This is a genomic window from Vibrio sp. 1167 (assembly GCF_033340375.1).
Lineage (GTDB): Bacteria > Pseudomonadota > Gammaproteobacteria > Enterobacterales > Vibrionaceae > Vibrio > Vibrio alginolyticus.
This window is the reverse complement of sequence record NZ_JAWOWK010000001.1, coordinates 637422-660318: the sequence shown is the minus strand read 5'-3', so window position 1 is coordinate 660318 and position 22897 is coordinate 637422. Positions and strand designations below refer to the sequence as shown.

Genomic DNA, 22897 nt, shown 5'->3' with positions numbered 1-22897 from the left:
CAGAGTTTTCAATTGAGATGTTTTTGCCCTTAGCCAATAGATAAAAACGGAGCCAATTGGCTCCGTTTTTATTTGGTTCAGTATGTGTTTGATACCAAAGTTATTTATCTGAATCTGCGAATTTCTCTAGACCCAAAACCAGAGCAATGGCTGCAAGCATCATTACGACAGCAAGTACTAACTGAGAAGGTTGTGATGTCACGTGTTCAAATTCAAATGGTGATAGGTTGTGCTGTAGCAATGGCACTTGTTCGCCCTTCGAATTGGTGCGCCAAGTGATGGTTTCTTTCCATGGCCAAATCTTTGGCAACGTACCAATCATTAATCCAGTCAAAAACATCAGGGTGAAATCACGGAACTTGCGTAGTAACCACGACAATAAGTGAGAGAAGGACAGTAAACCGATCACGCAGCCAGACAAAAATAGCGCTAATGTATCGACTTGAAAACCTTTCACTGCGGCTAATACAGGAGCATACATGCCAATCAGCAGCAAAATAAAACTGCCAGAGATACCCGGCAAGATCATCGCACAAATCGCGATAGCTCCAGCGAATAAGGTGTTAGTGGCCGTTGGTTCCATGTGTAAAGGTTTGAGCACAGTAATACTATAAGCAAACCCGACACCAACGAGCAGAATGACAAAGCGGACAAGATCGCGTTGCTCAACCTGACGAATAATGTGATACACAGAGACCAAAATTAGACCAAAGAAAAATGACCAAAGTGGGATCGGGTGTGTGTCAAGAAGCCAAGTAATCAACTTTGCTAGCGTTGCAATACTGGTGAAAATGCCGGCAAACAGAGCGATTAGGAAGAATCCGTTGATGTGATTAAACGCGGCTTTAACCCCTTCTTTTCGCCAGATAGAGAAAAGTGAGGGGTTAATGCGTCGAATGCTTTCAAGCAGCGTATCGTAAATACCAGTGATAAACGCGATGGTGCCGCCAGATACACCAGGTACAACATCTGCTGCACCCATGGCGATTCCCTTGAAGAAAGTAATTAAGTAGTTCATTGCTCTAATGCTAAGTCGTTTCGATGGCAGAGAGTATACAAACATTGCGATGAAAAAAGTATGAAATAGTGCTGTAACTACTTGGTTTTATATCCAATCTATTGCCTATCTTTATTACCCGCCAAGAGACAATGCCGCCGTAACGAGCTTTTAATGCTTGGTTTACATTTTTGAGATGATTAACTCTACTATCAATTATCAATCTTGGTTGCATTGTGCAATTGCAATTTGCATTATCAAATTGCATTTTGATAATTTGCGCGTGAATAAATCCAGCTTATATGAGATCTTGTGCCCAAAAATAAGTCTTTGCATTTTGGCATGATTAATGCATAATGCTGCTCGACCCTTCTTAAGCCGAGGGTCACCTAGCCAACTGACGTTGTTAGTGAATACAATTTGTTCACACTAAATATAAGCCAATCGCGATTATTGCGGTTGGCTATTTTTTTATATGAACAACGTTACTTACGTGCTTTGCAAATTGCACTTCTCTTACTGTCAGTCATAAAAAAGGGCTGACGTGTTACGCCAACCCTTGTGTTTTACTTTACGTTTTAACCCGTTTATCTAGCAGTTCAGTATCCCATTAACTGTAGCAAATTTTCAGCTGTCACAATGGCTTCTTTACGATTAGCAATATTAAGCTTTTGGTACAGGTTGCGAATGTGGGTTTTAATTGTCGTACCTGCCACATCCAGCTCTTGTGCGATTTGCTCGTTACTAAAGCCTGAATAAATCAGCCCCAGAACCTGCCATTCGCGTTGTGTTAATGGGCTAGTACGTACTAGCTCTGGCACATTAGGGTGATTCACCAACTTTTCAATAAAGTCTTCATCAAAGTGAATCGACCGGCTACGTTGATTCGATGAAATGTCCTTCATTAACTGTTGAGCACGGTGACGCTCAAGATCGCCCAGTTCATGGCGGAGGCTCAACTTCTCCAGCAGACCGCCAATGGTTGCACCATCAATCAGGAAGTTTCCGACCATGCCAGTTTGGTTCGTCATTACTAATGCTTCTTTTAACAGAGCCTTGGCTTGCTCCTCATCTTTTTGGCGAGCAGAAAGGACCGCTTCAACCACTAAGTTGCGATTAGTATCTGTGATTAGGTTAGTGCGACGAGCTTCACCTTGGAGAAAATCTAACGCAGCACGAGCGTCGGTATATTGGCCTAAGTTAATGTGGGCGCGAGCAATGTTACGCCATTGCAATTGAGAAAAGTGGTTGCATGCCGATTCAGGACGAACCGCAGTATTGAGCCATTCTTGCATTGCATCGGTATTCCCGCGCGCTTGCCAAAATAGAATCAACGATAGTGAAGCGTTTGCAGTCCAATCTACGTGATAAGTCGACTGTTTCATCAAGTGCTGTATATGCTCAATGAATTTACCTGCTTTGTCTAATTCACCGCGTCCAATCGCAATACGCGCCAACATCGAATAGCTATGTAAGTGCTTGCTTGGTGAATGGTTTTCGAGAATTTGCAGACCTTTGTACGCGCATTCTTCCGCTTCATCAAGTCGGTTCCAGCACCAAAGTACTTGCGCGCGAATACGCAGCAAAAATTCATGAAGAGGAACATGCTGAAGCTGCTGATCTTCAATCAGACGGAATGCGGAATCTTGTAGTTCAAAGGCAGCTTGCACGTAACCTTGTGCAATTAAAATCTCGCTTTGCTGCAATATTGCCCATAACGCTTGGTGATATACCTGATACTGACGAGCTAGCTTTTCAGTTTGTTGCATCATCGGCAAAGCACGGTCTAGTTTACCTAGCACGTGGTTAACTTCACCAACAACCGAAGTCGCCACAATTCGGCTACGGTAAATTGTGTTATCAAGTTGGCTAAGCGCTAACTCCGCTAATTCGAGAGCTTTTTCTGGTTGGTTACTGTTGATAGCCACTTGAGCAAGCAACGCGTTTGCTTGACCTTGATAATGAATATCTAACGCAATGTTACGCTTTTTGTGTTCCTCTTCCGCTTCTTCAAGCAGGTGGCCCACTTGGTTATAACGATGCTGACTTTGAGCCAACCATGCTCGGAGCATCGTAAGTTTTGGGTGGCTGAACAACAGATCATCGTCCAACTTGTTAATTGAGCTTTCCAGTGTGCTGAGTTCGCCTTGGTTAAACATCTTCCAGCCGAATTCGTTTAGGATCTCTACCACTAAGTCCTTATCATTCGATTTTTGTGCATGATGAATCGCTTGGTGTGGTGCTTTTTGTTGTAACCAAGCGATAGCAGCATTGCGGTGGAGATCTTTTTCTTGCTGAGGAATACGAGCTTGGCGCTCATGAGATAAAAACTCGCCAAATAAGTTATGGAACCGGAACCAGTTCTGTTCCCCTTCGAGCGGGTAAATAAATAAGCCGTAACGGTTAAGCGATTCAATCATTCCCAGTGCGTCTTCGCGTTGGGTAAGGGCAAACACTAACTCATCATTGAAGTGGTCAAGCACGGATACTTGCATTAAAAAGTGACGAGTTTCGTGATCGAGTAAGTCAAACACTTCTTCGACCAAGTAATCCCACAAGTGCGCGTGATTGAACTGCGATACCGACTCTACAGTTTGTGCCAATGTGCGGTTTTGATGTTGGGCTTGTAATGCGATCAACTGCATCGCCGATGGCCAACCTTCAACATAGGTTCTTAGGCTGTTCGCCATGTCTTCATCAATACCATCGGCGATACGCTGGTTAAAGAAGCGAGTGGTTTCTTCGGTATCAAACGCCAACATCTCGTTGCCGATTTCGATCATTAAATCACGAACACGTAAGTTTGCAGTGCCCAGAGGCGGCGCTGCACGACTGGTTACCACAACGGTGAGGTTGTCTGGCATGTGCTTTAAGAAGAAACGCATGGATTCATGGATTTCATCATTCGTGATTAAATGGTAGTCATCAAGTACCACGTAGCACTCTTGATGAAAGTCAGCCATTTCAGCGAATACTTCGCTAAATAGGGAGCGTAAAGACGAGATCTGACGTTTTTCCGCCAGTTTTTGTGCGTTAGCGCAACTGAAGTTGGTGGCTTTGTTTAATGCTTGAAGCAGATAGTTTACAAAGCGAAAGCCGTCGTTATCGCTGTCATCAATGCTGTACCAACCGACGTTTGGCTTATCGGATAGCCACTGCGCTGCCATTGTCGTTTTTCCGTAACCTGCTGGGGATCGGAATAAAACCAATTTGTAGTAAGGCGCTTGCTGTAGTAAGTCCAACACTCGTGGGCGCACGATGGCATTGTGCAGGCGTCCTGGTCGAGTAAGCTTAGATGGAATCCACATTAGTAGTTATGTCCTTATTTATGTATACCCAAATGACAGCAACGTGATCATTCTTGTAAAGCCCCCTTGAAAGCCGTCTTACTGAATGATGTCATCAGCATCAAAAACACTGTTTGAATGCCGGATAATGTCGCTACTGTTGGGGCTTGCGTCCGTCTGAAAAACCATTCCATACGGTCACTTAGATATAAAAGCTAGCGAAAACTAGAAATAACTCACATCGCCTAATTCTAGTTTGTATAAAAAGCGTACAATCCTGTGAGCTGAGTGGGATGTTACGACATCAGAAATGTTCGTTACTTTGATCCACTTCCTAATTCTCAAGGGTTGATGGATTTACCATCAACTACGCCCTTTATTTGTGATTGTCGTCACTTAAATATCGTTTGTTTCGTTAGCGTTAAGATCGCGTTGCACATAGATTACGAAAAGTTCTTCTACGCTGACCGAGTTAATGTGACCGATATTACAATTTTCACATCATCAGATGAGTGGACTATAAAAAGCGTCATGAACGGGTTTTAACCTTTCTCACATTCCATTGTGATCAAAATCACTAAGAACTGGTGCAAAGTTCACTTTGTTGAGATTTGGATCACTAACCTAGCAATGGTACCCCCTCTACGCCCTCAGCCCTCCTCCTTCAAAGGATGAGAATTAGGAGGATGTTTATTCACAGAGGTAAATGCACGATGTATGGCAGATGAATTACCAAAAGACGTGAGAATTTCGTAATGAAACCTACTCAACAAAAACAATTTGACAAGAAGTCGTTCCAAGAAAGCGTAAAGAAACACCTATCTGTAACTTACGCTCATACGATTGAAAACGCAGACAGCCGCGCATGGTACCTAGCAATGGGGCATGCTCTGGCTGAATTTACTACTCTAGATTTGCTTGCGACAGAAGAAGATCCACGCATTAAAAGTGCGAAGAGCGTTAACTACCTTTCGCTAGAATTCCTTATCGGTCGTTTGACGGGTAACAACCTAATCAGCATGGGTCTGTATGAACAAGTAACAGAAGCAATGGCTGAACTGGGTTACAACCTAACTGATCTGCTAGAAGAAGAGCGCGACCCATCATTGGGTAACGGTGGCCTTGGTCGTCTGGCTGCGTGTTTCATGGATTCATGTGCGGCACAAGAATTCCCAACTGTCGGCTATGGTTTACATTACGAATACGGTCTATTTAAACAGTCATTCAAAGATGGTCGCCAGCAAGAAGCACCTGACGCATGGCGCGGTGTAGAAGGCTACCCTTGGGAAATTGCGCGTCCAGAACTTGCGCAAGAGATCGGTTTCTACGGTCACGTTGAAGTGATTAACGAGAACGGTAAAGAGGTTCGCAAATGGGTACCAGGCATGACAGTAAGAGCAATGCCTTGGGATCTTCCAATTGTGGGTTACGAATCAGACACGGTTTACCCGCTACGTCTTTGGGAATGTCAGGCGATTGCACCATTCTCACTAGCAAGCTTTAACAATGGTGATTACTTCGAAGCTCAGCACGCACTGATCGACGCAGGTAACATCACTAAAGTGCTTTACCCGAACGACAACCACGAGAAAGGTAAAACACTGCGTCTAATGCAGCAGTACTTCCACTCAGCAGCGTCTGTACGTGACATCCTACGTCGCCACGAAGCTGCGGGCTACTCGCTAGCGGATCTACCTAAGCAAGAGACTATCCAGCTTAACGATACACACCCAACGATTGCGATTCCTGAACTAATGCGCATCCTGATGGATGAAAAAGGTTTAGCTTGGGAAGCGGCTTGGGAAATCAGCTCTAAGACATTTGCGTACACCAACCACACGCTACTTCCAGAAGCACTAGAGACATGGCCAGAGTCGCTAATCCAGCACCTGCTACCACGTCACATGGAGATCATTTACGAGATCAACCACCGCTTCCTACAAGACGTACGTGCAATGTGGCCGGGTGATGTCGCGAAGCAACAGAAGCTTTCTATCATCGAAGAAGGTTTCCACCGCATGGTTCGTATGGCAAACCTATGTGTAATCGGCTCTTACGCAGTAAACGGTGTAGCAGCACTTCACTCTGAATTGGTTAAGAAAGACCTATTCCCAGAGTTCCACGAAATGTACCCGACACGTCTACACAACGTAACGAACGGTATTACGCCACGTCGCTGGTTGAAGTTCTGTAACCCAGGTCTGTCTCAGCTTATCACTGAGAAAGTCGGCCCAGAATGGCCAGCGAAACTAGAGCAACTTGAAGGTATTGCGAAGTACGCTACTGACGCGACATTCCAAAAAGAATTCATGGCAGTGAAGAAAGAGAACAAAGAACGCCTAGCAACTTGGGTGAAAGAGAACATGGGTATCGAGCTCGATACTAATGCAATCTTCGATGTTCAAATCAAGCGTCTGCACGAGTACAAACGTCAGCATCTAGACTTGCTACACGTACTGTCTCTGTACCACCGTATTCTTAATGAACCAGGTTTTGAGTGTACGCCACGCGTTGTGTTCTTCGCAGCAAAAGCAGCACCGGGTTACCACCTAGCGAAAGAAATCATCTTCGCAATCAATAAGATTGCAGACAAGGTGAACAACGATCCTCGCATCGGTAACAAGCTGAAAGTGGTATTCATCCCTGACTACCGCGTGAGCATGGCTGAAATCATTATCCCTGCGGCTGACGTTTCTCAACAAATCTCGCTAGCGGGTAAAGAAGCATCAGGTACAGGTAACATGAAGATGGCGCTAAACGGTGCGCTAACTATCGGTACAATGGATGGTGCAAACGTTGAGATTCGTGAGGAAGTAGGCGATGAGAACATCTATATCTTCGGTCTAGATGTTGAAGGTGTGAAAGCGCTGAAAGCTCAAGGTTATAACCCATTTGATTACTACAATGCGGATCACTTACTCAAAGCGTCCATGGACCTACTACTGGGTGAAGAATTCACTCCAGGTCAACCGGGCCTACTACGTGCAACGTACGATAGCCTGCTGGATGGCGGTGACCCATACCTATGTCTTGCGGACTTCGCATCGTATGTGAAAGCGCACGAAGACATGAGCGAACAATATAAAGATCAAGCTGGCTGGGCGAAGAAGGCCATTCTTAATACCGCCCTTGTTGGCAAGTTCACGTCAGACCGCTCAATCCGAGACTACGTGAACAATATCTGGAAACTTGAAGCGGTGAAACGCTAATAGAACCTAGTTAAGACCAAGGTAGCCAAGCGCTACCTTTGGTCATTTTCCAAAAGAAGTTATTGATAACAATAAAACCCTACATGGAAGGTGTTGGTATTACCTTCGGAGAAAGCGATGAAAGAACAAACAGCATTAAAGAAAGTCGCGGAAATGGCGAGATTGGCTGATAGCTATGTCAGTGCTTGGGGAGATGAGGCTAAAGTGTCTGAGGAGACGCTACGCCGCTTGCTCGCTTCGCTTGGCTACGATACTAGCAGTGATGAAAAACTACTGGCTTCTGCTGAAAAGAAACATAAAAAAGACGTACTAGCCCCTGTTCTTGTTTTACGCGACGGCGAACCAGTCGAAGTGGAACTAAACCTAGGTACGAGTGCTCGTGAGAGTGAATTCAGCTGGCGTTTAGAAACAGAACAAGGAGAGGTACTTGAAGGCTATCTTCAGTCCCAAATTGTTCGTGATGAGCGTGCTGAGGGTGGCCCTCTAGTGTTTGCATTGCCAAAGAACTTGGCTTGGGGTTATCACAAACTGATCATCAGTCGTAAGCGTCGTAAAACACCTTACGAGATGTCATTGATCATTACGCCGAAAGCGTGTTTCAAACAAGACGATCTAAACCAACACAAAAAGCTATGGGGTCCTAGTATCCAGCTTTACACACTGCGTACTCAGCATAACTGGGGCATCGGTGATTTTGGCGACCTAAAACAACTGGTGAGTGATATTGCCTCTCGTGGCGGTGACTTCATTGGCTTGAACCCTATTCACTCGCTGTTCCCTGCGAATCCAGAAGGGGCAAGCCCATACAGCCCGTCTTCTCGTCGTTGGTTGAACATCATGTACATCGACGTAAGCTCTGTACCTGAATTCGCGCTAAGTGCAGAAGCACAACAGCGTGTTGGTAGCGCAGAGTTCCAACAACGTTTACAAAAAGCGCGAGACTCTCATTGGGTGAATTACACCGAAGTTTCGCAACTAAAAATGAGCGTTCTTCCGCTGCTATTCAGTGAGTTTAAAGCTCGCCATTTAGACAAGAACACCGATCGCGCTCGTGCCTTCTTGGACTTTGTTGAAAAAGGCGGCGACAGCTTGCTACATCAAGCTGCATTCGATGCACTTCATGCTGATTTACATGCAGAAGATGCAAACATGTGGGGTTGGCCTGTATTCCCTGAGAAATACCGCACATTCGACGCAGCTGGTACTCAGAAGTACATTAAGGACAACCAAGATCGTGTTCACTTGTACATGTACCTGCAATGGATCGCAGACGATCAAATCAAAGAAGCGCAAGCGCTAGCCGAAGAAAAAGGCATGGCTGTGGGTTTATACCGTGACCTTGCGGTTGGTGTTGCTGATTCTGGTAGTGAAACATGGGCTGATGAAGGCGCGCTAGTATTGGATGCAAGCATCGGTGCACCACCAGATGTACTTGGTCCACTAGGCCAAAACTGGGGTCTGCCTCCGCTTAACCCTCAGGTTTTAGAAGCGACTGGCTACGACGCTTACATCAAATTGCTACGTGCTAACATGAAGCATTGTGGTGCATTGCGTATCGACCACGTACTTGGCCTGCTTCGCCTTTGGTGGATTCCAAAAGGCGAGAAAGCGACAGAAGGCGCATACCTGTACTACCCAGTTGAAGACATGCTAGCAATCCTAGCGTTGGAATCTCACCGTCATCAGTGTTCTGTAATCGGTGAAGACTTGGGTACTGTACCTGATGAAATCGTTGATATCCTTCGTGATGCGGGTGTGCATTCGTACAAAGTCTTCTTCTTCGAAACATCAAAAGACGACGGTGGCTTTATTTCTCCGAAGCACTACGCTGAGCAATCTATGGCTGCGCTGTGTACGCACGATATGCCAACACTACGCGGTTTCTGGCACTGTGATGACTTGAAGATGGGGCGTGAGATTGGTCTGTACCCTGATGAACAGCAATTGGAAGGCCTATTCGCTGACCGCTTGAAGTGCAAACAAGGCATTCTAGACAGCGTTCGCTGGCATGGCTATTTGCCAGAAGGCATTGGTCATGATGCTCAGTACGTGCCAATGGATTCATACCTAAGCGAAGCGCTGCAACTGCACGTAGCCGCGGGTGACTCTGCACTGCTTAGCGTTCAGCTTGAAGACTGGCTAGAAATGGATCAACCGGTCAATATTCCTGGTACGGTGGATGAGTATCCAAACTGGCGTCGTAAATTGTCGATGAACCTAGATGAAATCTTCAGCCGTGAAGATGTGAATCGTATTTCTAAACGCCTTACTGAAGTTCGTGCACAGGCGAGTAAGTAAGATGCCTAGAGTGGCGTAGATGGACGAGCTGATTACCAATTTTGTTAGCTCAGAGGTACGAAAGTTCCGCCTAGGTCACTCATTCCTAAAACACAATCCGTTAGGATGAAGTACCGTTATTATGCCCGCGACAATAGCGGGCATTTTTGTATTTTGACGCCGTTTACGCAACGAACGTGAGAAGCGGAGTCTTTTTGTGAGTTCACAACGTTGGCTGTGGAGAAACCGATGTTTGATTCAGATCTCTGGTCTTGAAAAGGATGTTGGCTCTAGGGAGAAAGATTTGAAAACCACCAAAACCAAGAAAATAAAGAAACAACACGAACGCGCATACGAACTGCTTGCTGAGGCGGCTTACTCAGATCCATTTGCGGCGCTGGGTCCATTCATTGACGACGAAGCTTCGCTGAGAGTTTGGATGCCGGGCGCAAACAAGGTTGAACTGCTTGTTAATGGTGAACCTCGCGTGGCGCTTGAGCGTGATGGCGACAGCGGTTTCATCTTAAAAGAACAACGCGATTTACACCTGACCCACTACCGTTTAGCGGTCGATTGGAGTGGTGTTGAACAAATTATTGATGACCCGTACCAGTACCACAATATCTACCAAGAGTACGAGCATCTGCATACGCCAAAAGACATGTATCACTACATGGGCGCGCACTTTGTCACGCTAGAGCGTGGCGGTGAAAACATCTCTGGTGTGCGTTTCCTTGTTTATGCACCACATGCATCTGCTGTTAGCCTTGTGGGTTGCTTCAACCAATGGGATGGCCGTCGTCATCCAATGCAACGCTTAGACTACGGTATCTGGGGCCTATTCATTCCTGGTTTGGAAGAGGGGGTACAATACAAATTTGAGCTCAAAGGGCCAAATGGGGAAGGGTTGCCACACAAACAAGACCCTTGGGGTTTCTACTCTGAGCAATACCCATCGTTCGCATCCATTACCTACGATCACAAGCGTTACCAATGGCAAGATGCGAAATGGCAAAACCGTGCAGTGACACAAAAGCGTGATGAAGCGTTATCGTTTTACGAGCTACATGCTGGATCATGGAAGCGCGACGAGAACGGTGATTTCCTGAACTACCGCGAACTCGCGGAGCAGTTGGTGCCATACCTTGTGGATATGGGCTACACCCACGTTGAGCTGATGCCTGTGTCTGAGCATCCATTCTATGGTTCATGGGGCTATCAACCTGTTGGCTTGTTTGCACCAACTAGCCGTTTTGGCTCACCTGATGATTTCAAATTCTTCGTGGATGCGTGTCACCAAGCTGGTATCGGTGTAGTGCTGGATTGGGTTCCTGCGCATTTCCCATCGGATGATCATGGTTTAGCGAACTTTGATGGTACGCCTCTGTTCCATGATCCAGATCCGCGTCGCGGTTGGCACCAAGACTGGAACTCCTACATTTACGATTTAGGCCGTGAACATGTGCGCCGCTTCCTTGTCTCGAATGCGCTGTACTGGTTTGAACAATTCCATATTGATGGTATTCGCGTGGACGCAGTCGCATCGATGCTTTACCTCGACTACTCACGTAGCCACGACCAGTGGGTTCCAAACGTCGATGGTGGCAACGAAAACTACGACGCAATCGCAACCTTAAAATGGATGAACGAAGAAGTGTACAAGCACTTCCCGAATGCGATGACGATTGCGGAAGAGTCAACGGCGTTTCCGGGGGTGTCTGCGCCAACCTTTATGGGTGGTTTAGGTTTTGGCTTCAAGTGGAATATGGGGTGGATGCACGACAGTCTTTCATACATCAAAGAAGATCCTGTTCACCGCAAATACCACCACAATACCATCACCTTCCCGCTGGTTTATGCGCACAGCGAAAACTACGTCTTGTCTCTCTCTCACGACGAGGTGGTGTACGGAAAAGGCTCTATCCATAACAAGATGCCGGGCGATGAATGGCAGCAAACCGCAAACCTACGTGCATACTACGGTTATATGTATGGTCAACCGGGCAAAAAGCTGAACTTCATGGGCGCGGAAATCGGTCAAACGGCGGAGTGGAACCACGATGATCAGTTGCAATGGTTCTTGCTAGAATACGAGCGTCATCAAGGCGTTCAAAAGCTGATGCGAGATTTGAACCACTTGTACCGAAATGAAGCTGCGATGCACGATCAAGATTGTGTTCCTGCTGGTTTTGAGTGGCGTCTACAAGACGAAGCGGATGCGAGCATCCTAGCGCACGAGCGTATTAGTAAAGAAGGTGAGCGTATTCTCATCATCACTAACTTTACGCCCGTACCACACGAGCGTTTTCGTTTAGGCGTTCCAAATGTAGGTCAATACGAACTACTGCTGAACACGGACGACAGCAAATACGGCGGCAGCGATTTTAAAGTGCTGACCAGTGTGAAAACGGAAAAAGTTGAAAGTGAATCACTGCCTCAATCACTTGAGCTTCGTTTGCCTCCACTTTCAACCGTGTTCTACAAGCTGCACAAATAATTTAGTCTAATCAAATTCTAAGCCCGTTTTACATTGTAAATCGGGCTTTTTTTGACCAAGTTTTCACTAACGATAAACAGACTGCATACTCTATACTTGCATCATATTGTTTTATTAAATCAGGCTAGGTCGGACTTTGAGAAAGATTAAATCCCTTCTGTTCAATATCTTATTGGTGCTTTTGCTTTTACCAGTGATGCTCGTTGGCATAGTGAAATACATCGATCCACCAATTTGGGGATGGAAGATCAGCCGCATGATTTCTCCTCCTGAAGGATTTCCTGAAGAGAGTCAAAATGAATGGGTGCCTTTGAGTGATATTTCTAAACACATTCAATTGGCTGTGATTGCGACAGAAGATCAAAAGTTCCCGACCCATTACGGAGTGGATTTTGATTCCTTGTTTAAAGTGATCTCAGAGTCTGGCGAGAACGGTCCTTCTCGCGGTGCGAGCACAATTACTCAGCAAACTGCAAAGAACGTGTTTCTGTTTCCTTCACACTCTTATGTGCGCAAAGCGTATGAACTTTATTTTGCTCTGCTGATGGAAGCAATGTGGAGTAAAGAACGCATTCTCGAAGTGTATTTGAATGTGGTGGAGTTTGGGCCGGGTATTTATGGGGCGGAAGCCGCTGCACAAAACTACTTTGGTATTCCAGCTAAACAACTTTCAACACGCCAAGCAGCAAGGCTTGCGGTGGTGCTGCCAAATCCGTATCGCATCAAAGTCTACCCTCAGACTTCTTACACCATCAGCCGCGTCAATTGGGCGATGAGACAAATGCGCAACCTAGGCAGCGTGCAGCTTTAAACTCCCTTTTATCCTGCTCGTAAATAGAACTACGCCCCAATAAAAGCAAAATGTGAAGCGTCACAAGCTTTAGGGCGTAGCCTTTCAGAATGATGTGCTCAGTTTTTCATCCATTTACTATTAGTGTGAATAAAACTACAACACGAATACTGCGCCTATGCGCAACCAATGGACTGAACGATGAAACTGAATCTGATTACGACGACCTTATTGCTTGCATCGGCAAGTGCCATCGCCGAGCCAAACATCACCATTTCTACCACGACCAACAGCCGTGACTTTCCTTTAAGTGCAGAGCAACCTTTGGTTGTGCCCTTAACCAAAGACGGATACACGCTCAAAATCACGGGTGTTGAAGGCGACTGTGTCGCGCCTGATGGTCAGAAGGTCAAATTCAACAAACCTATCGCGCTGAACTGCGGAAAACCAACAGAACTGCCGTTAAAAATCCGTTTTACTGGCGATTACTCTTTTGCTTTTGATGCGGAAGCCAAAACTCTACGCTTCAAGCGTGAACCTAAGAAAGCTGCCAAGACAGAATTCAAACGCCCAATCCCACAAGTGCAATGTGAGGTTTACCAAGGCGGCGAGGTCACCATTGCGCTGGGTGACAGTTTCCCCGATGGCACCAAGTTGCGTGATGCCTATTCTGGTCAAATGGTCGAAGTAAAAGATCAGCAAGTATCGCTGACACCAAGCAAAGATTCCGGCGGTTTGGTGCTACTAGAGCCAGTGAAGAAAACCAAAGAAGCAGTACCGTTTGATTACCGTAATGCCAACATTTACTTCGTGATGGTCGACCGTTTTAACAATGCCGATACCAGCAATGATAACAGCTATGGGCGAAAGAAAGACGGCAAAGAAGAGATTGGTACCTTCCACGGTGGTGACCTAAAAGGCGTGATCGAAAAGCTAGATTACATCAAGAGCCTAGGTACAGATGCAATTTGGCTGTCGCCAATCGTTGAGCAAGTGCATGGTTTTGTGGGCGGCGGCGATAGCGGCTCATTCCCATTTTACGCTTACCACGGTTACTGGACGCGTGATTTCACCAAGATTGATGAGAACTTCGGTAACGAAGATGACCTGAAAAAGCTGGTGGAAGAGGCACACAAACGTGGCCTTAAAGTATTGATGGACGCAGTAATCAACCACACCGGTTACTCAACGTTAGCCGATTTGCAATTTGATGGTATTGAGGTGTTAAAACCAAACGCTGAACTACCTAAGAAGTGGGGGGATTGGCAACCAAAAGCGGGTGAAAATTGGCATAGCTACCACCAGAATATTGATTACCAGAGTCCAAACTGGGCGAAATGGTGGGGCGGTGACTGGATAAGAACAGGTCTACCGGGATACCCAGTTCCGGGCAGCAGTGATATCACCATGTCATTGGCGGGTTTGCCTGACTTTATCACTGAATCAGACAAAGCCGTGAAGCCAGCTCAATGGCTATTGGATAACCCTGGCACTCGCGTTGAGGCGCGTGATAATTACACCGTCTCGGACTACCTAATTGAGTGGCAAACTGATTGGGTGAAACGCTTTGGTATTGATGGTTACCGTGTCGACACGGTGAAGCACGTTGAAGGCGATGTGTGGAAACGCTTGAAAGAAGAGGCATCAAGCAGCCTTGAGCAATGGCGTAAAGAGAACGGTAAGTCAGGTCAGCCATTCTGGATGATGGGTGAAGTATGGGGACATACCGCTTATCGCAGCCCTTACTTTGACGATGGCTTTGACGCGTTGATTAACTTCGACATGCAGAAGAAGTTAGACAAAGGCGCGGCGTGTTTCAGCCAAATGGCAGACACTTACCAAAGTTACGCAGATACTATCGCCAATGAGAAAGACTTTAACCCTGTGAGCTACATGTCTTCTCACGATACCGAGCTGTTCTTCTCTCGCTTCAAAGATTACGGTATGCAGCGTAACGCCGCGAATGCACTGCTTCTGAGTCCTGGTGCTGTTCAGGTTTATTATGGTGATGAAGTTGGTCGTAACATTGGTCCTTACGCGGATGATTTCCACCAAGGCACACGTTCTGACATGGTGTGGAAGCTATCGGATGAGAAGCAAGCGCTACTCAAACACTGGCAAACCCTTGGTCAGTTCCGTAAAGCGCACCCAGCGATTGGTGCAGGTCAACATCAAGTGATTGAACAAGAAGGTGCGTATGTGTTCTCTCGCTCGCTTGGCAATGACAAAGTCGTTGTGGCGTTTGTGGGTCGCGAAAAGTAGTTAGAACTTCGTTTTAAGCCTAGATAGAAAAAGCCCTTCCTTGAGTTATCAGGGAAGGGCTTTGTTGTTTTAGTTCGCCAGTTCTTGGTCGATGACTTGTTCTAGCTCGTCAAACGGCACATAGCCAGGAATGACTTGATCATTAATGATCAACGCAGGCGTGCCGCGTAAACCAAGTTGCGTGAAATACTGATAGTTTTTATCAAGCAACGCCTTGGTCTCTGTGTCGTCGACAAGCTGCGCTTCTGTCCCCGTTTTTTTCGCGATTTGATTTAAGGAACGTGCGTCATGTGCGCCCGGTTTTTTCACCAATAACTCATGCACTTGTTCGTACTTATCTCGCTGGTTTTGCCAAACATTTAATGCGTAACTTGCCGAGTTGTAGCCGTTTTTCTCGTATTGTTCTTTAAAAGAGACATTGAGGTTAAGCACTTTTACCTGCGGATATTCCTTACCAACTTTGACCAGCTCTCCTTCTAAACGTTTACAAAAAGGGCAGCTGTAGTCTGTTACGTTAATAATGGTTAACTCAGGGTTTTCAGCACCAAAAGAGGAATGTTTGCCATCACTTAGATATTGACGAACCTCCTTCAAGGTGTCGCCAAATGACTGTTGATACGCAATGTACTCTTGAAGGTTTTGGTGCAATGAATCAAGAATTTGAGGGTTATCTTTTAGTATCTGATTAACTTCCTCTAGCTTTTGTTCTGCGGTCTTTTCTGATGCGAAAGATACGGCAGATACGATAGCCATCGTTAACGCCAAAAGTGTACGAGTGAATGTCATAATATTTCCTAAAACTTTTAAATTTCGTTGTTTGTTATGTGAAGTGAATAAAATATGCACAAAAGTCAGGCAGAAAGGTCTCTCGCCTTGTTGGCTTTATTCTCTAAACACGCAAAGTTTTAGGTGAACCCGATACTTTTCCGGTATCGGTTCTGTGTATTCCAGATAACGAATTGCTGTGGTTGTCATCGGCAGCGCCACAATCAAAGCAAACAGAAAAAATGGAATAAGAATATGATCAAACTGATGTTGGTACGCTTGAACCAGCTTTTCTGAAAGGTCGCAAGATGGTGATAAATTCACACTCTCATCTTGCTGACTCTGTATTTGGTGAGCCTTCGGGCAGTTTTTCGAGAAACCAGAATTTTGGCTTAAGCATATCATCACCACCCAAAGCACGAGGGCGAGTGTCCATTTGGCTATTTTATATTGTGAGCGTAACAATGGGTCGTATAGTCCTGTTAATTCTGGTTTATGCCGTTTACATATGACCGGGCCATCCTAACCTAAATTTCGTGGCTGAATGTTACTTTCGAGTTAATCGATGTTGCCTCAATGCCAAAGTATGAAGTACGTCATGAATGTTGTAGAAAGCAATATTCGTCAGAATCATTTGTTGAGTTGATGAAGAAGTCTTGAGCTATCAACATAGATTAATATACCTAATTGTTAGCACAAATTTTTATTATCTTTCAATTGTGATTGAAATCATAAAACAAAACTTCATAACTGAGTCGCGATAATGTTCGGCAGGCGGATTGATTTTGATCATCTCTCTAGCACATTATTCAGGTGAACATATGTGTTAAGTTCCACATGTGTAGGTAATGTTATGAAAATTCCTGTTCAAACTGAGCGTAAAGTTACACTGGGGTGCTACGTTGCTCTGGCGTTTGCGGTTGTGTTCTTTTCTGGCCTGATGCAATCTAGCGAATGGTACGGTGTATTCGACTTTACAACGCTCAATGGCTCTTTCGGCAAGGTGGCGTATGGTGTCACCGAAACGGCTGACGGTGTGCAAGTTGCAACAACGTCGCTTCGCGGTACTGGTGGTAGCGGTGCTCGTGACGGTTTCATTTTCGCACTTACTTTGATTCCAACTGTTATGTTCGCCTTAGGTATGATCAACGTACTTGAGCACTACGGTGCACTTGAAGCCGCTCGTAAGCTTCTTACTCCTCTTCTACGTCCTCTAATGGGTATCCCTGGTAACTCTGGTCTGGCTTTAATTGCTTCTCTACAAAGTACCGATGCAGGTGCGGCTATGACGCGTCAACTAAAAGATGAAGGTCACCTAACTAAGCGTGAAACGGACGTATTTACCATGTTCCAGTTCACTGCGGGTGCAACCATCGTGAACTTCTTCTCATCGGGTGCGGTATTGTTCACGTTGACGATGGCTGACGGCTCTCTAGCAGTAACTTCTTCTATTGGTTTGGCGGTTGTGGTGATGTTCGCGTTTAAGATCATTGGTGCGAACCTGTTCCGTATCTACCTAAACATGACGGAAGGTAAAGAAGACAAGCAAGACCAAAACAAATCAGAGAACCTAAAAGAGGAGACGGCATAATGGGTGACGTTAAAGCGAAAAAACCAATGGTGACGGATATTTTCGTTGAAGGTGCTAAGAAAGGTTGGGTAATTGCGACTACCTCTACGGTTCCTAACGTATTAATGGCGTTCGTTATCATCAAAGCGCTGCAAATCACTGGTGCGCTGGATCTGATGGGCACTGTGTTTTCTCCAATCATGGCAGTGTTTGGTCTTCCGGGTGAAGCAGCAGCGGTATTGATCGGGGCTTGGATGTCGATGGGCGGCGCGGTTGGCGTAGTGATTACACTGTTTGACCAAGGTATCCTGAACGGCACGCACATTGCGATTCTTGCGCCTGCAATTTACCTAATGGGCTCTCAGGTTCAGTACATGGGTCGAATTATGGGACCTATCGGTACTGAAGGTCGTTATATCCCAATTATGATTGCGATTTCCGTATTGAACGCATTTGGCGCAATGCTAGTGATGAATCTGTTTGTCTAGGAGTGAGTCATGCAATTCTCTCTAAATGAATATCTAGAAGAGCTACGTCCGCTGATTAATGTGGATTGTGGCACTTACACGACTGATGGTATCGAGTTTATCGCTTCTCAATTTGAAGAGAAGTACCAAGCGATGTCAGGTTGGAGCGTAAAACGCATCGACTGTGGCAGAGCGGGCATCGGTCTTGAAGTTCGAAACAAGCCGGAAGCTGAGCAAATCGACGTAATGCTGATTGGTCACATGGATACCGTGTTCCCTGTGGGTACTGCTGAGCTTCGTCCAATGTCTCAAGATGCAGAGAAAGCCTACGGTCCGGGCGTCTCGGACATGAAATCTGGCTTGCTGAACATCGTATACGCGATGCGCAATCTGGACCAAGCGGTGTTGGATAAGTTGTCTATCGCTATCTGCATGAACCCAGATGAAGAGACGGGCTCTCTGGACTCTGTGGATTGGATTCAATCAGTTGCGAAAAACGCTAAGAATGTGCTGGTTGCGGAAGCCGCACGTGCAGACGGTGGTTTAGTGAAAGCGCGCAAAGGCATGGCTCGCTACAAAATGACCTTTAATGGCGTTGCTGCTCACGCAGGTAACGAGCCAGAAAACGGCCGCAGCGCAATCACTGAGATGGCGAATTGGATTCTGGCTGTCAATGCAATGACCAACTTTGAATCTGGTACTACGCTGAACGTCGGCATTGTTTCTGGCGGCAACGGTGCGAACATCGTCCCGGAGCACGCGGAAGCGATCGTGGATGTGCGTTTCTGGAGCAACGAAGAATACGATGATGTCGATAGCAAGCTAAATGGCATGCTGGAAACACCATTCGTTGATGGCGTTAGCATCGAGTTGGTTCGTGAAGCTTACAAACCTTCTATGGTGCCAAGCGCGCAAACTGAAAGCTTGATGGCATTAGTTGAAGAAGCAGCAAGTGAACTGTCTATCGACATCAACTGGAAAGAAGTGGGTGGCGGCTCTGATGCAAACAATACGGCAATTCTTGGCGTTCCAACTTTGGATGGTCTAGGACCTATCGGTACAGGTTTCCATAGCGATCAAGAGTATTTGTTGCTTGAGTCTATCGAACCACGTATCAAAATGCTGATGCGTGTACTGGAGAAGATAGCTCAGTAGCGCACTCGACAACTTAGTTCCCAACATCACGATCCCCAGACTTCGGTTTGGGGATTTTTCTATCTGTGTTTTTGTTTCACTTTACTATCATTTCTTGTTATTAATCTTGCGTTCAGGTTCGATTTATTAATATGTTGGCCACAGTCATAAATTTCGGAGGCAACGATGACCACAACAATGTCTGTAAAATCGGCGCCGAAAGACGCTAAAGATCAAACGATGCAAGCGCCAGATGAGAAAACATTCTGGCGCAAAATGAAAGGGTCGGTTAAGAAAGCGGGTGAAGAAATTGCCGTTATGGGCATCAAATCATGGCTCGCGATGACAGATTCCAACACCGCCATTCGGCATAAGGCGATTTTAGGTGGCGCATTGGCTTACTTCGTATTACCAACTGATATGGTGCCTGACGTACTAGCAGGCGTCGGCTTTACCGATGACATGGCAGCACTTACGTTAGCCGCTAACTCTGTCGGCAATGCCATCACTAAAGAACACGAAGCACAAGCTAGAGAAAAACTGAATTCGATGGTGGAGTAGGTATGGCCCATCAAACATGTTCTATGTTTGGTTTAGCGCAAACAAGAAATTGTTATTTTTAACATTTACTCAAAGCACGCGAGCTCGTCACAATACGTTTTTCCGTAGTAGATTTGCTCGATTTGAAAGGGTACTTTCAGATTCAAGTTTTTATCTAAGAGAAACCTTTCATGTACAGGTATACGCCAGATATTATTGGTATGCTAACTTTGAACGGAAAACCGTTGTCATCTCAATTAGTGGTCCTCCGAGTTGGTGTGCGTGGAACCATTCATGAGTTTCAAACTATTACTGATGCTAACGGATCGTTTGCCTTCCCTGCATTTGAAGAGCATGAGTCTCAAGACTTATTGAACTTAGATCAGAAATACGTGCTCGTTTTCCTGAAGACTCATCTAGCAAATGGAGAAGAGGTGACGATATGGGAGTCTTCAATTGATGGTTATGAGACTTATGAGTTTGCTAGAGAAAATATGGGAAATTTGAATTGTGAAGTAACCAATGAAGTTTACTACTTCGCTTTTTCTTATTTTGGAAATGGTGAAGATGATACTTATGTGTACAGTCAGTGCAAACTAACTGGTTATGTAGAATCAGGAGTATACGAAAGTTAAGTAGTGAATTACTTTAGAGAAATATTCTGCGAATTAGCACTTTGATTGATATGTTTAAACTTGATTGAGGCGTGCAGGTATAGCTTTTTCTTTTAAAGAACTTTGAGTTTAATAATCATCACAATCATAAACTCTATGAAAAATGTCTTTTATATAAAAATCCATTTAAATTGCAGTTGCTAATAACCATTAGATCTCCAGCATTTTCTAGATTGATATTCTTGAAAAAGTATCGAAACTCGGTATCTTCAAGCTCACAGTAAAGATTACTTAAGTTGTCCTCTATAAATATAGGTGGTGAAACGTAGTTTAACTGAGACTCCCAAATATATTTCTTTTCTTCATTTATATAGGTATATATTCCGATATATGAATATGTTTGATTCAAAGCTGATTCTTTGAACCTTTGAGCATGTATGACTGGTTTAAAGTGAAATTCACCTAACTCATTAGTACTTGAACTCCTTTTGTAATTATTTTTTAAAAAATTAGCTTCTAAGTAAACCGTTACATTTTCTAGAGGTCTTTGATCAAGAAATAAAGTACCTTTTACCTCTGGGCTTAATGTATATTTAAATTTCTTAAAAAAATCGAACATACTTTCGTTGAAACCTAATGCAAGTATTGGAAATGAGAAAATGAATAAAAAAATACTATTTTTAAACATGAAATTATGATGTATGTATCTTAGTACCAACTTAATTATCAGACTACTATCTATCGCGATTTGGTTTTGAACTTTAGTTTGATAATGGAATTTGTATCTCTATATGATGAAAATGTTCCTTATGTCATTTTCAAAGTGATAAACATAGGCGAGTTATCTTAACCCTCTAGATGAACTAATATAGAATCTAACTACTTACCGATTAGTAATTGAAACAACCTCGGGGGACGAGAATTTTATCTAAACCTTTTTGACTTCGGGTTAATTGGAAATAAAAAACCACCTTAGAGTAAGGTGGTTTTTGCTTAGACAGGATAATTTAACTTGGAAGGGTTTATGCTTCCGTGCGCTTCAGATGCACTTCTTCTTCGGCTACGCCTGCCATTGGGTCGTTGAAGCGAGCCTCATCCAATGCACCTTCTGATTTCGCAACGATGACGGTTACAGCACTGTCACCAGTGATATTTACCGCGGTACGAATCATATCAAGAAGACGGTCAACACCCATGATAAGTGCAATGCCTTCTAGCGGCAGACCTACTTGGTTCAATACCATTGCTAGCATTACTAGACCAACACCAGGAACACCTGCAGTACCGATAGACGCCAATGTTGCCGTCATGATAACCATTAGGTAATCGCCCATAGTTAAATCAATATTGAAAGCTTGAGCAATAAACGCAGTTGCTACGCCCTGCATGATCGCCGTACCGTCCATGTTCACGGTTGCACCAAGTGGTACAGTGAACGATGATACACGGTTCTCAACACCCATGCGGTGCTTTGCTGTTTCCATTGTCACTGGAATCGTCGCGTTCGATGATGCTGTAGAAAAAGCAAACATGATCGCGTCTTCCATCTTACGTAGGAACGTAATTGGGTTTAGACCTGTGAAACCTTTTAACATTAAGCTGTAAGTAACTAGACCGTGTAGGACAAGCGTACCAGCCAGTACTAAGAAGTACTCTGCCAGATTGACGATCGCGCCCAGACCAAGACCAGTAAATAGCTTCGCCATTAAGAAGAACACCCCATAAGGCGCCAAGTTCATCAAAATCGCGACCAGTTTCATGATCACTTCATTCAGATCAGAGAAGAATGCTGCGATGCGTTCGCCTGGTTTACCCGCTGCACTGATCGCGATACCGAATAGCACGGCGAACACGATAACTTGCAGAGTTTTACCTTCTGCCATTGCGCTGATTGGGTTGGTCGGGAACATATCGATGATCACCTGACCTAAAGATGGCGCTTCGGCTGATTTGAATGAACTTGCTGCCGTTAGATCTGCCCCTGCCCCTGGCTGGAATAGAGTACCCATAGTTAGAGCAAGCGTAATCGCGATAGCCGTTGTCGTAACGTAGAAAGCGAGGGTTTTACCGCCCATGCGACCCAGTGTAGAGAGGTCTTTGAGAGAGCTAGTACCACAAACTAACGAAACAAATACTAGCGGTACAACAAGCATTTTTAAGCTGGCAACGAAGATCTGTCCACCAACTTCGAATAATCCATTAACAATGTATGCGTCGACAAATCCGTTGTCGGCAAAAAGTGTGCGAATTGCAAATCCTGTCAAGATACCCGCAACCATACCTAAAATTACGCGGCTAGTAAGCGACATCGGTTTCTTGGTATTCATGAGAACACTCCTTATAGTTATGCACCTTGAGTTCACTTCAAAGCGGCGAGCAGATTAGCAGCGGAGTGAGAAAATACGAAAGAATAATCCTCTAAATGGTTAATAGATGTGAACTTTATCACTAATAAAAATGGGATTTTAACCAAATATTAACGAATTGG

General features: G+C 45.0%; 16 protein-coding genes. 10 read left to right on the top strand and 6 right to left on the bottom strand.

Features of this window, described 5'->3' with window-relative positions:
- Nucleotides 1-100 precede the first annotated feature (100 nt).
- Together R7Z78_RS02915 and malT are read right to left on the bottom strand one after the other, a co-directional pair.
- Entirely contained in the window at nt 101-1018 is a 918-nt protein-coding gene (locus tag R7Z78_RS02915) for a DUF368 domain-containing protein (protein WP_025768640.1), read from the bottom strand.
- 578 nt (nt 1019-1596) lie between these two features.
- Nucleotides 1597-4305 carry an HTH-type transcriptional regulator MalT gene (gene malT / locus R7Z78_RS02910; RefSeq protein WP_005374834.1) on the bottom strand — a complete coding sequence of 903 codons (2709 nt, stop codon included), beginning with the start codon at nt 4303-4305 and terminating at the stop codon, nt 1597-1599.
- A 734-nt stretch (nt 4306-5039) separates the two neighbouring features.
- Here malT and R7Z78_RS02905 point away from each other — a divergent pair.
- From R7Z78_RS02905 to R7Z78_RS02885, 5 genes are all read left to right on the top strand, one after another.
- Nucleotides 5040-7493, top strand: a complete 2454-nt coding sequence (locus R7Z78_RS02905; RefSeq protein ID WP_005374836.1) for a glycogen/starch/alpha-glucan phosphorylase — start codon at nt 5040-5042, stop codon at nt 7491-7493.
- 117 nt (nt 7494-7610) lie between these two features.
- Nucleotides 7611-9791, top strand: coding sequence for a 4-alpha-glucanotransferase (gene malQ, locus R7Z78_RS02900; RefSeq protein ID WP_005374838.1), 2181 nt, complete (start codon nt 7611-7613; stop codon nt 9789-9791).
- Nucleotides 9792-10074: 283 nt separating this feature from the next.
- A complete protein-coding gene (gene glgB / locus R7Z78_RS02895) occupies nt 10075-12267 on the top strand; it encodes a 1,4-alpha-glucan branching protein GlgB (protein WP_225452419.1) in 2193 nt (730 codons plus the stop codon).
- A 136-nt stretch (nt 12268-12403) separates the two neighbouring features.
- Nucleotides 12404-13078 (top strand): monofunctional biosynthetic peptidoglycan transglycosylase, encoded by a 675-nt coding sequence (gene mtgA, locus R7Z78_RS02890; protein WP_025998606.1) that lies wholly within the window; start codon nt 12404-12406, stop codon nt 13076-13078.
- A 180-nt stretch (nt 13079-13258) separates the two neighbouring features.
- Nucleotides 13259-15319, top strand: coding sequence for an alpha-amylase (locus R7Z78_RS02885; protein ID WP_053349996.1), 2061 nt, complete (start codon nt 13259-13261; stop codon nt 15317-15319).
- A 69-nt stretch (nt 15320-15388) separates the two neighbouring features.
- Here R7Z78_RS02885 and R7Z78_RS02880 read toward each other — a convergent pair whose 3' ends face one another.
- Together R7Z78_RS02880 and R7Z78_RS02875 are read right to left on the bottom strand one after the other, a co-directional pair.
- The gene (locus R7Z78_RS02880; RefSeq protein WP_104976401.1) at nt 15389-16105 is read right to left on the bottom strand and encodes a DsbA family protein; all 717 of its coding nucleotides are present in this window, start codon (nt 16103-16105) and stop codon (nt 15389-15391) included.
- A gap of 96 nt (nt 16106-16201) precedes the next feature.
- Nucleotides 16202-16408 carry a hypothetical protein gene (locus R7Z78_RS02875; protein WP_005374843.1) on the bottom strand — a complete coding sequence of 69 codons (207 nt, stop codon included), beginning with the start codon at nt 16406-16408 and terminating at the stop codon, nt 16202-16204.
- Nucleotides 16409-16937: 529 nt separating this feature from the next.
- Between R7Z78_RS02875 and R7Z78_RS02870 the strand changes: the two genes are divergently transcribed.
- The 5 genes from R7Z78_RS02870 to R7Z78_RS02850 all read left to right on the top strand — a co-directional run bounded on the left by R7Z78_RS02870 (nt 16938) and on the right by R7Z78_RS02850 (nt 20430).
- Entirely contained in the window at nt 16938-17675 is a 738-nt protein-coding gene (locus R7Z78_RS02870; protein ID WP_005374846.1) for a nucleoside recognition domain-containing protein, read from the top strand.
- On the top strand, nt 17675-18142 hold the full coding sequence (locus tag R7Z78_RS02865) for a YjiG family protein (RefSeq protein WP_053303905.1): 468 nt from the start codon (nt 17675-17677) through the stop codon (nt 18140-18142). Before R7Z78_RS02870 ends, R7Z78_RS02865 begins: the two co-directional genes overlap by 1 nt.
- 9 nt (nt 18143-18151) lie before the next feature.
- Nucleotides 18152-19276 carry a M20 family metallopeptidase gene (locus tag R7Z78_RS02860; RefSeq protein ID WP_104976402.1) on the top strand — a complete coding sequence of 375 codons (1125 nt, stop codon included), beginning with the start codon at nt 18152-18154 and terminating at the stop codon, nt 19274-19276.
- A 165-nt stretch (nt 19277-19441) separates the two neighbouring features.
- Nucleotides 19442-19816: a YkvA family protein gene (locus tag R7Z78_RS02855; RefSeq protein ID WP_104976403.1), complete on the top strand. Its 375-nt coding sequence runs from the start codon at nt 19442-19444 to the stop codon at nt 19814-19816.
- 170 nt (nt 19817-19986) lie between these two features.
- A complete protein-coding gene (locus R7Z78_RS02850) occupies nt 19987-20430 on the top strand; it encodes a DUF6795 domain-containing protein (RefSeq protein WP_054576577.1) in 444 nt (147 codons plus the stop codon).
- A gap of 133 nt (nt 20431-20563) precedes the next feature.
- On the opposite strand, the gene R7Z78_RS02845 is transcribed toward R7Z78_RS02850, so the two are convergent.
- A complete protein-coding gene (locus R7Z78_RS02845; protein ID WP_225452418.1) occupies nt 20564-21028 on the bottom strand; it encodes a DUF6795 domain-containing protein in 465 nt (154 codons plus the stop codon).
- Nucleotides 21029-21431: 403 nt separating this feature from the next.
- Nucleotides 21432-22736 (bottom strand): dicarboxylate/amino acid:cation symporter, encoded by a 1305-nt coding sequence (locus tag R7Z78_RS02840; RefSeq protein WP_104976405.1) that lies wholly within the window; start codon nt 22734-22736, stop codon nt 21432-21434.
- Nucleotides 22737-22897: the final 161 nt, after the last annotated feature.

Excerpts from the sequence above, each read along its gene's own strand:
- R7Z78_RS02915 (WP_025768640.1), bottom strand. The coding sequence starts at position 1,018 with ATGAACTACTTAATTACTTTCTTCAAGGGAATCGCCATGGGTGCAGCA.
- malT (WP_005374834.1), bottom strand. The coding sequence starts at position 4,305 with ATGTGGATTCCATCTAAGCTTACTCGACCAGGACGCCTGCACAATGCC.
- R7Z78_RS02905 (WP_005374836.1), top strand. The coding sequence starts at position 5,040 with ATGAAACCTACTCAACAAAAACAATTTGACAAGAAGTCGTTCCAAGAA.
- malQ (WP_005374838.1), top strand. The coding sequence starts at position 7,611 with ATGAAAGAACAAACAGCATTAAAGAAAGTCGCGGAAATGGCGAGATTG.
- R7Z78_RS02885 (WP_053349996.1), top strand. The coding sequence starts at position 13,259 with ATGAAACTGAATCTGATTACGACGACCTTATTGCTTGCATCGGCAAGT.
- R7Z78_RS02880 (WP_104976401.1), bottom strand. The coding sequence starts at position 16,105 with ATGACATTCACTCGTACACTTTTGGCGTTAACGATGGCTATCGTATCT.
- R7Z78_RS02870 (WP_005374846.1), top strand. The coding sequence starts at position 16,938 with ATGAAAATTCCTGTTCAAACTGAGCGTAAAGTTACACTGGGGTGCTAC.
- R7Z78_RS02865 (WP_053303905.1), top strand. The coding sequence starts at position 17,675 with ATGGGTGACGTTAAAGCGAAAAAACCAATGGTGACGGATATTTTCGTT.
- R7Z78_RS02860 (WP_104976402.1), top strand. The coding sequence starts at position 18,152 with ATGCAATTCTCTCTAAATGAATATCTAGAAGAGCTACGTCCGCTGATT.
- R7Z78_RS02855 (WP_104976403.1), top strand. The coding sequence starts at position 19,442 with ATGACCACAACAATGTCTGTAAAATCGGCGCCGAAAGACGCTAAAGAT.
- R7Z78_RS02850 (WP_054576577.1), top strand. The coding sequence starts at position 19,987 with ATGTACAGGTATACGCCAGATATTATTGGTATGCTAACTTTGAACGGA.
- R7Z78_RS02845 (WP_225452418.1), bottom strand. The coding sequence starts at position 21,028 with ATGTTCGATTTTTTTAAGAAATTTAAATATACATTAAGCCCAGAGGTA.
- R7Z78_RS02840 (WP_104976405.1), bottom strand. The coding sequence starts at position 22,736 with ATGAATACCAAGAAACCGATGTCGCTTACTAGCCGCGTAATTTTAGGT.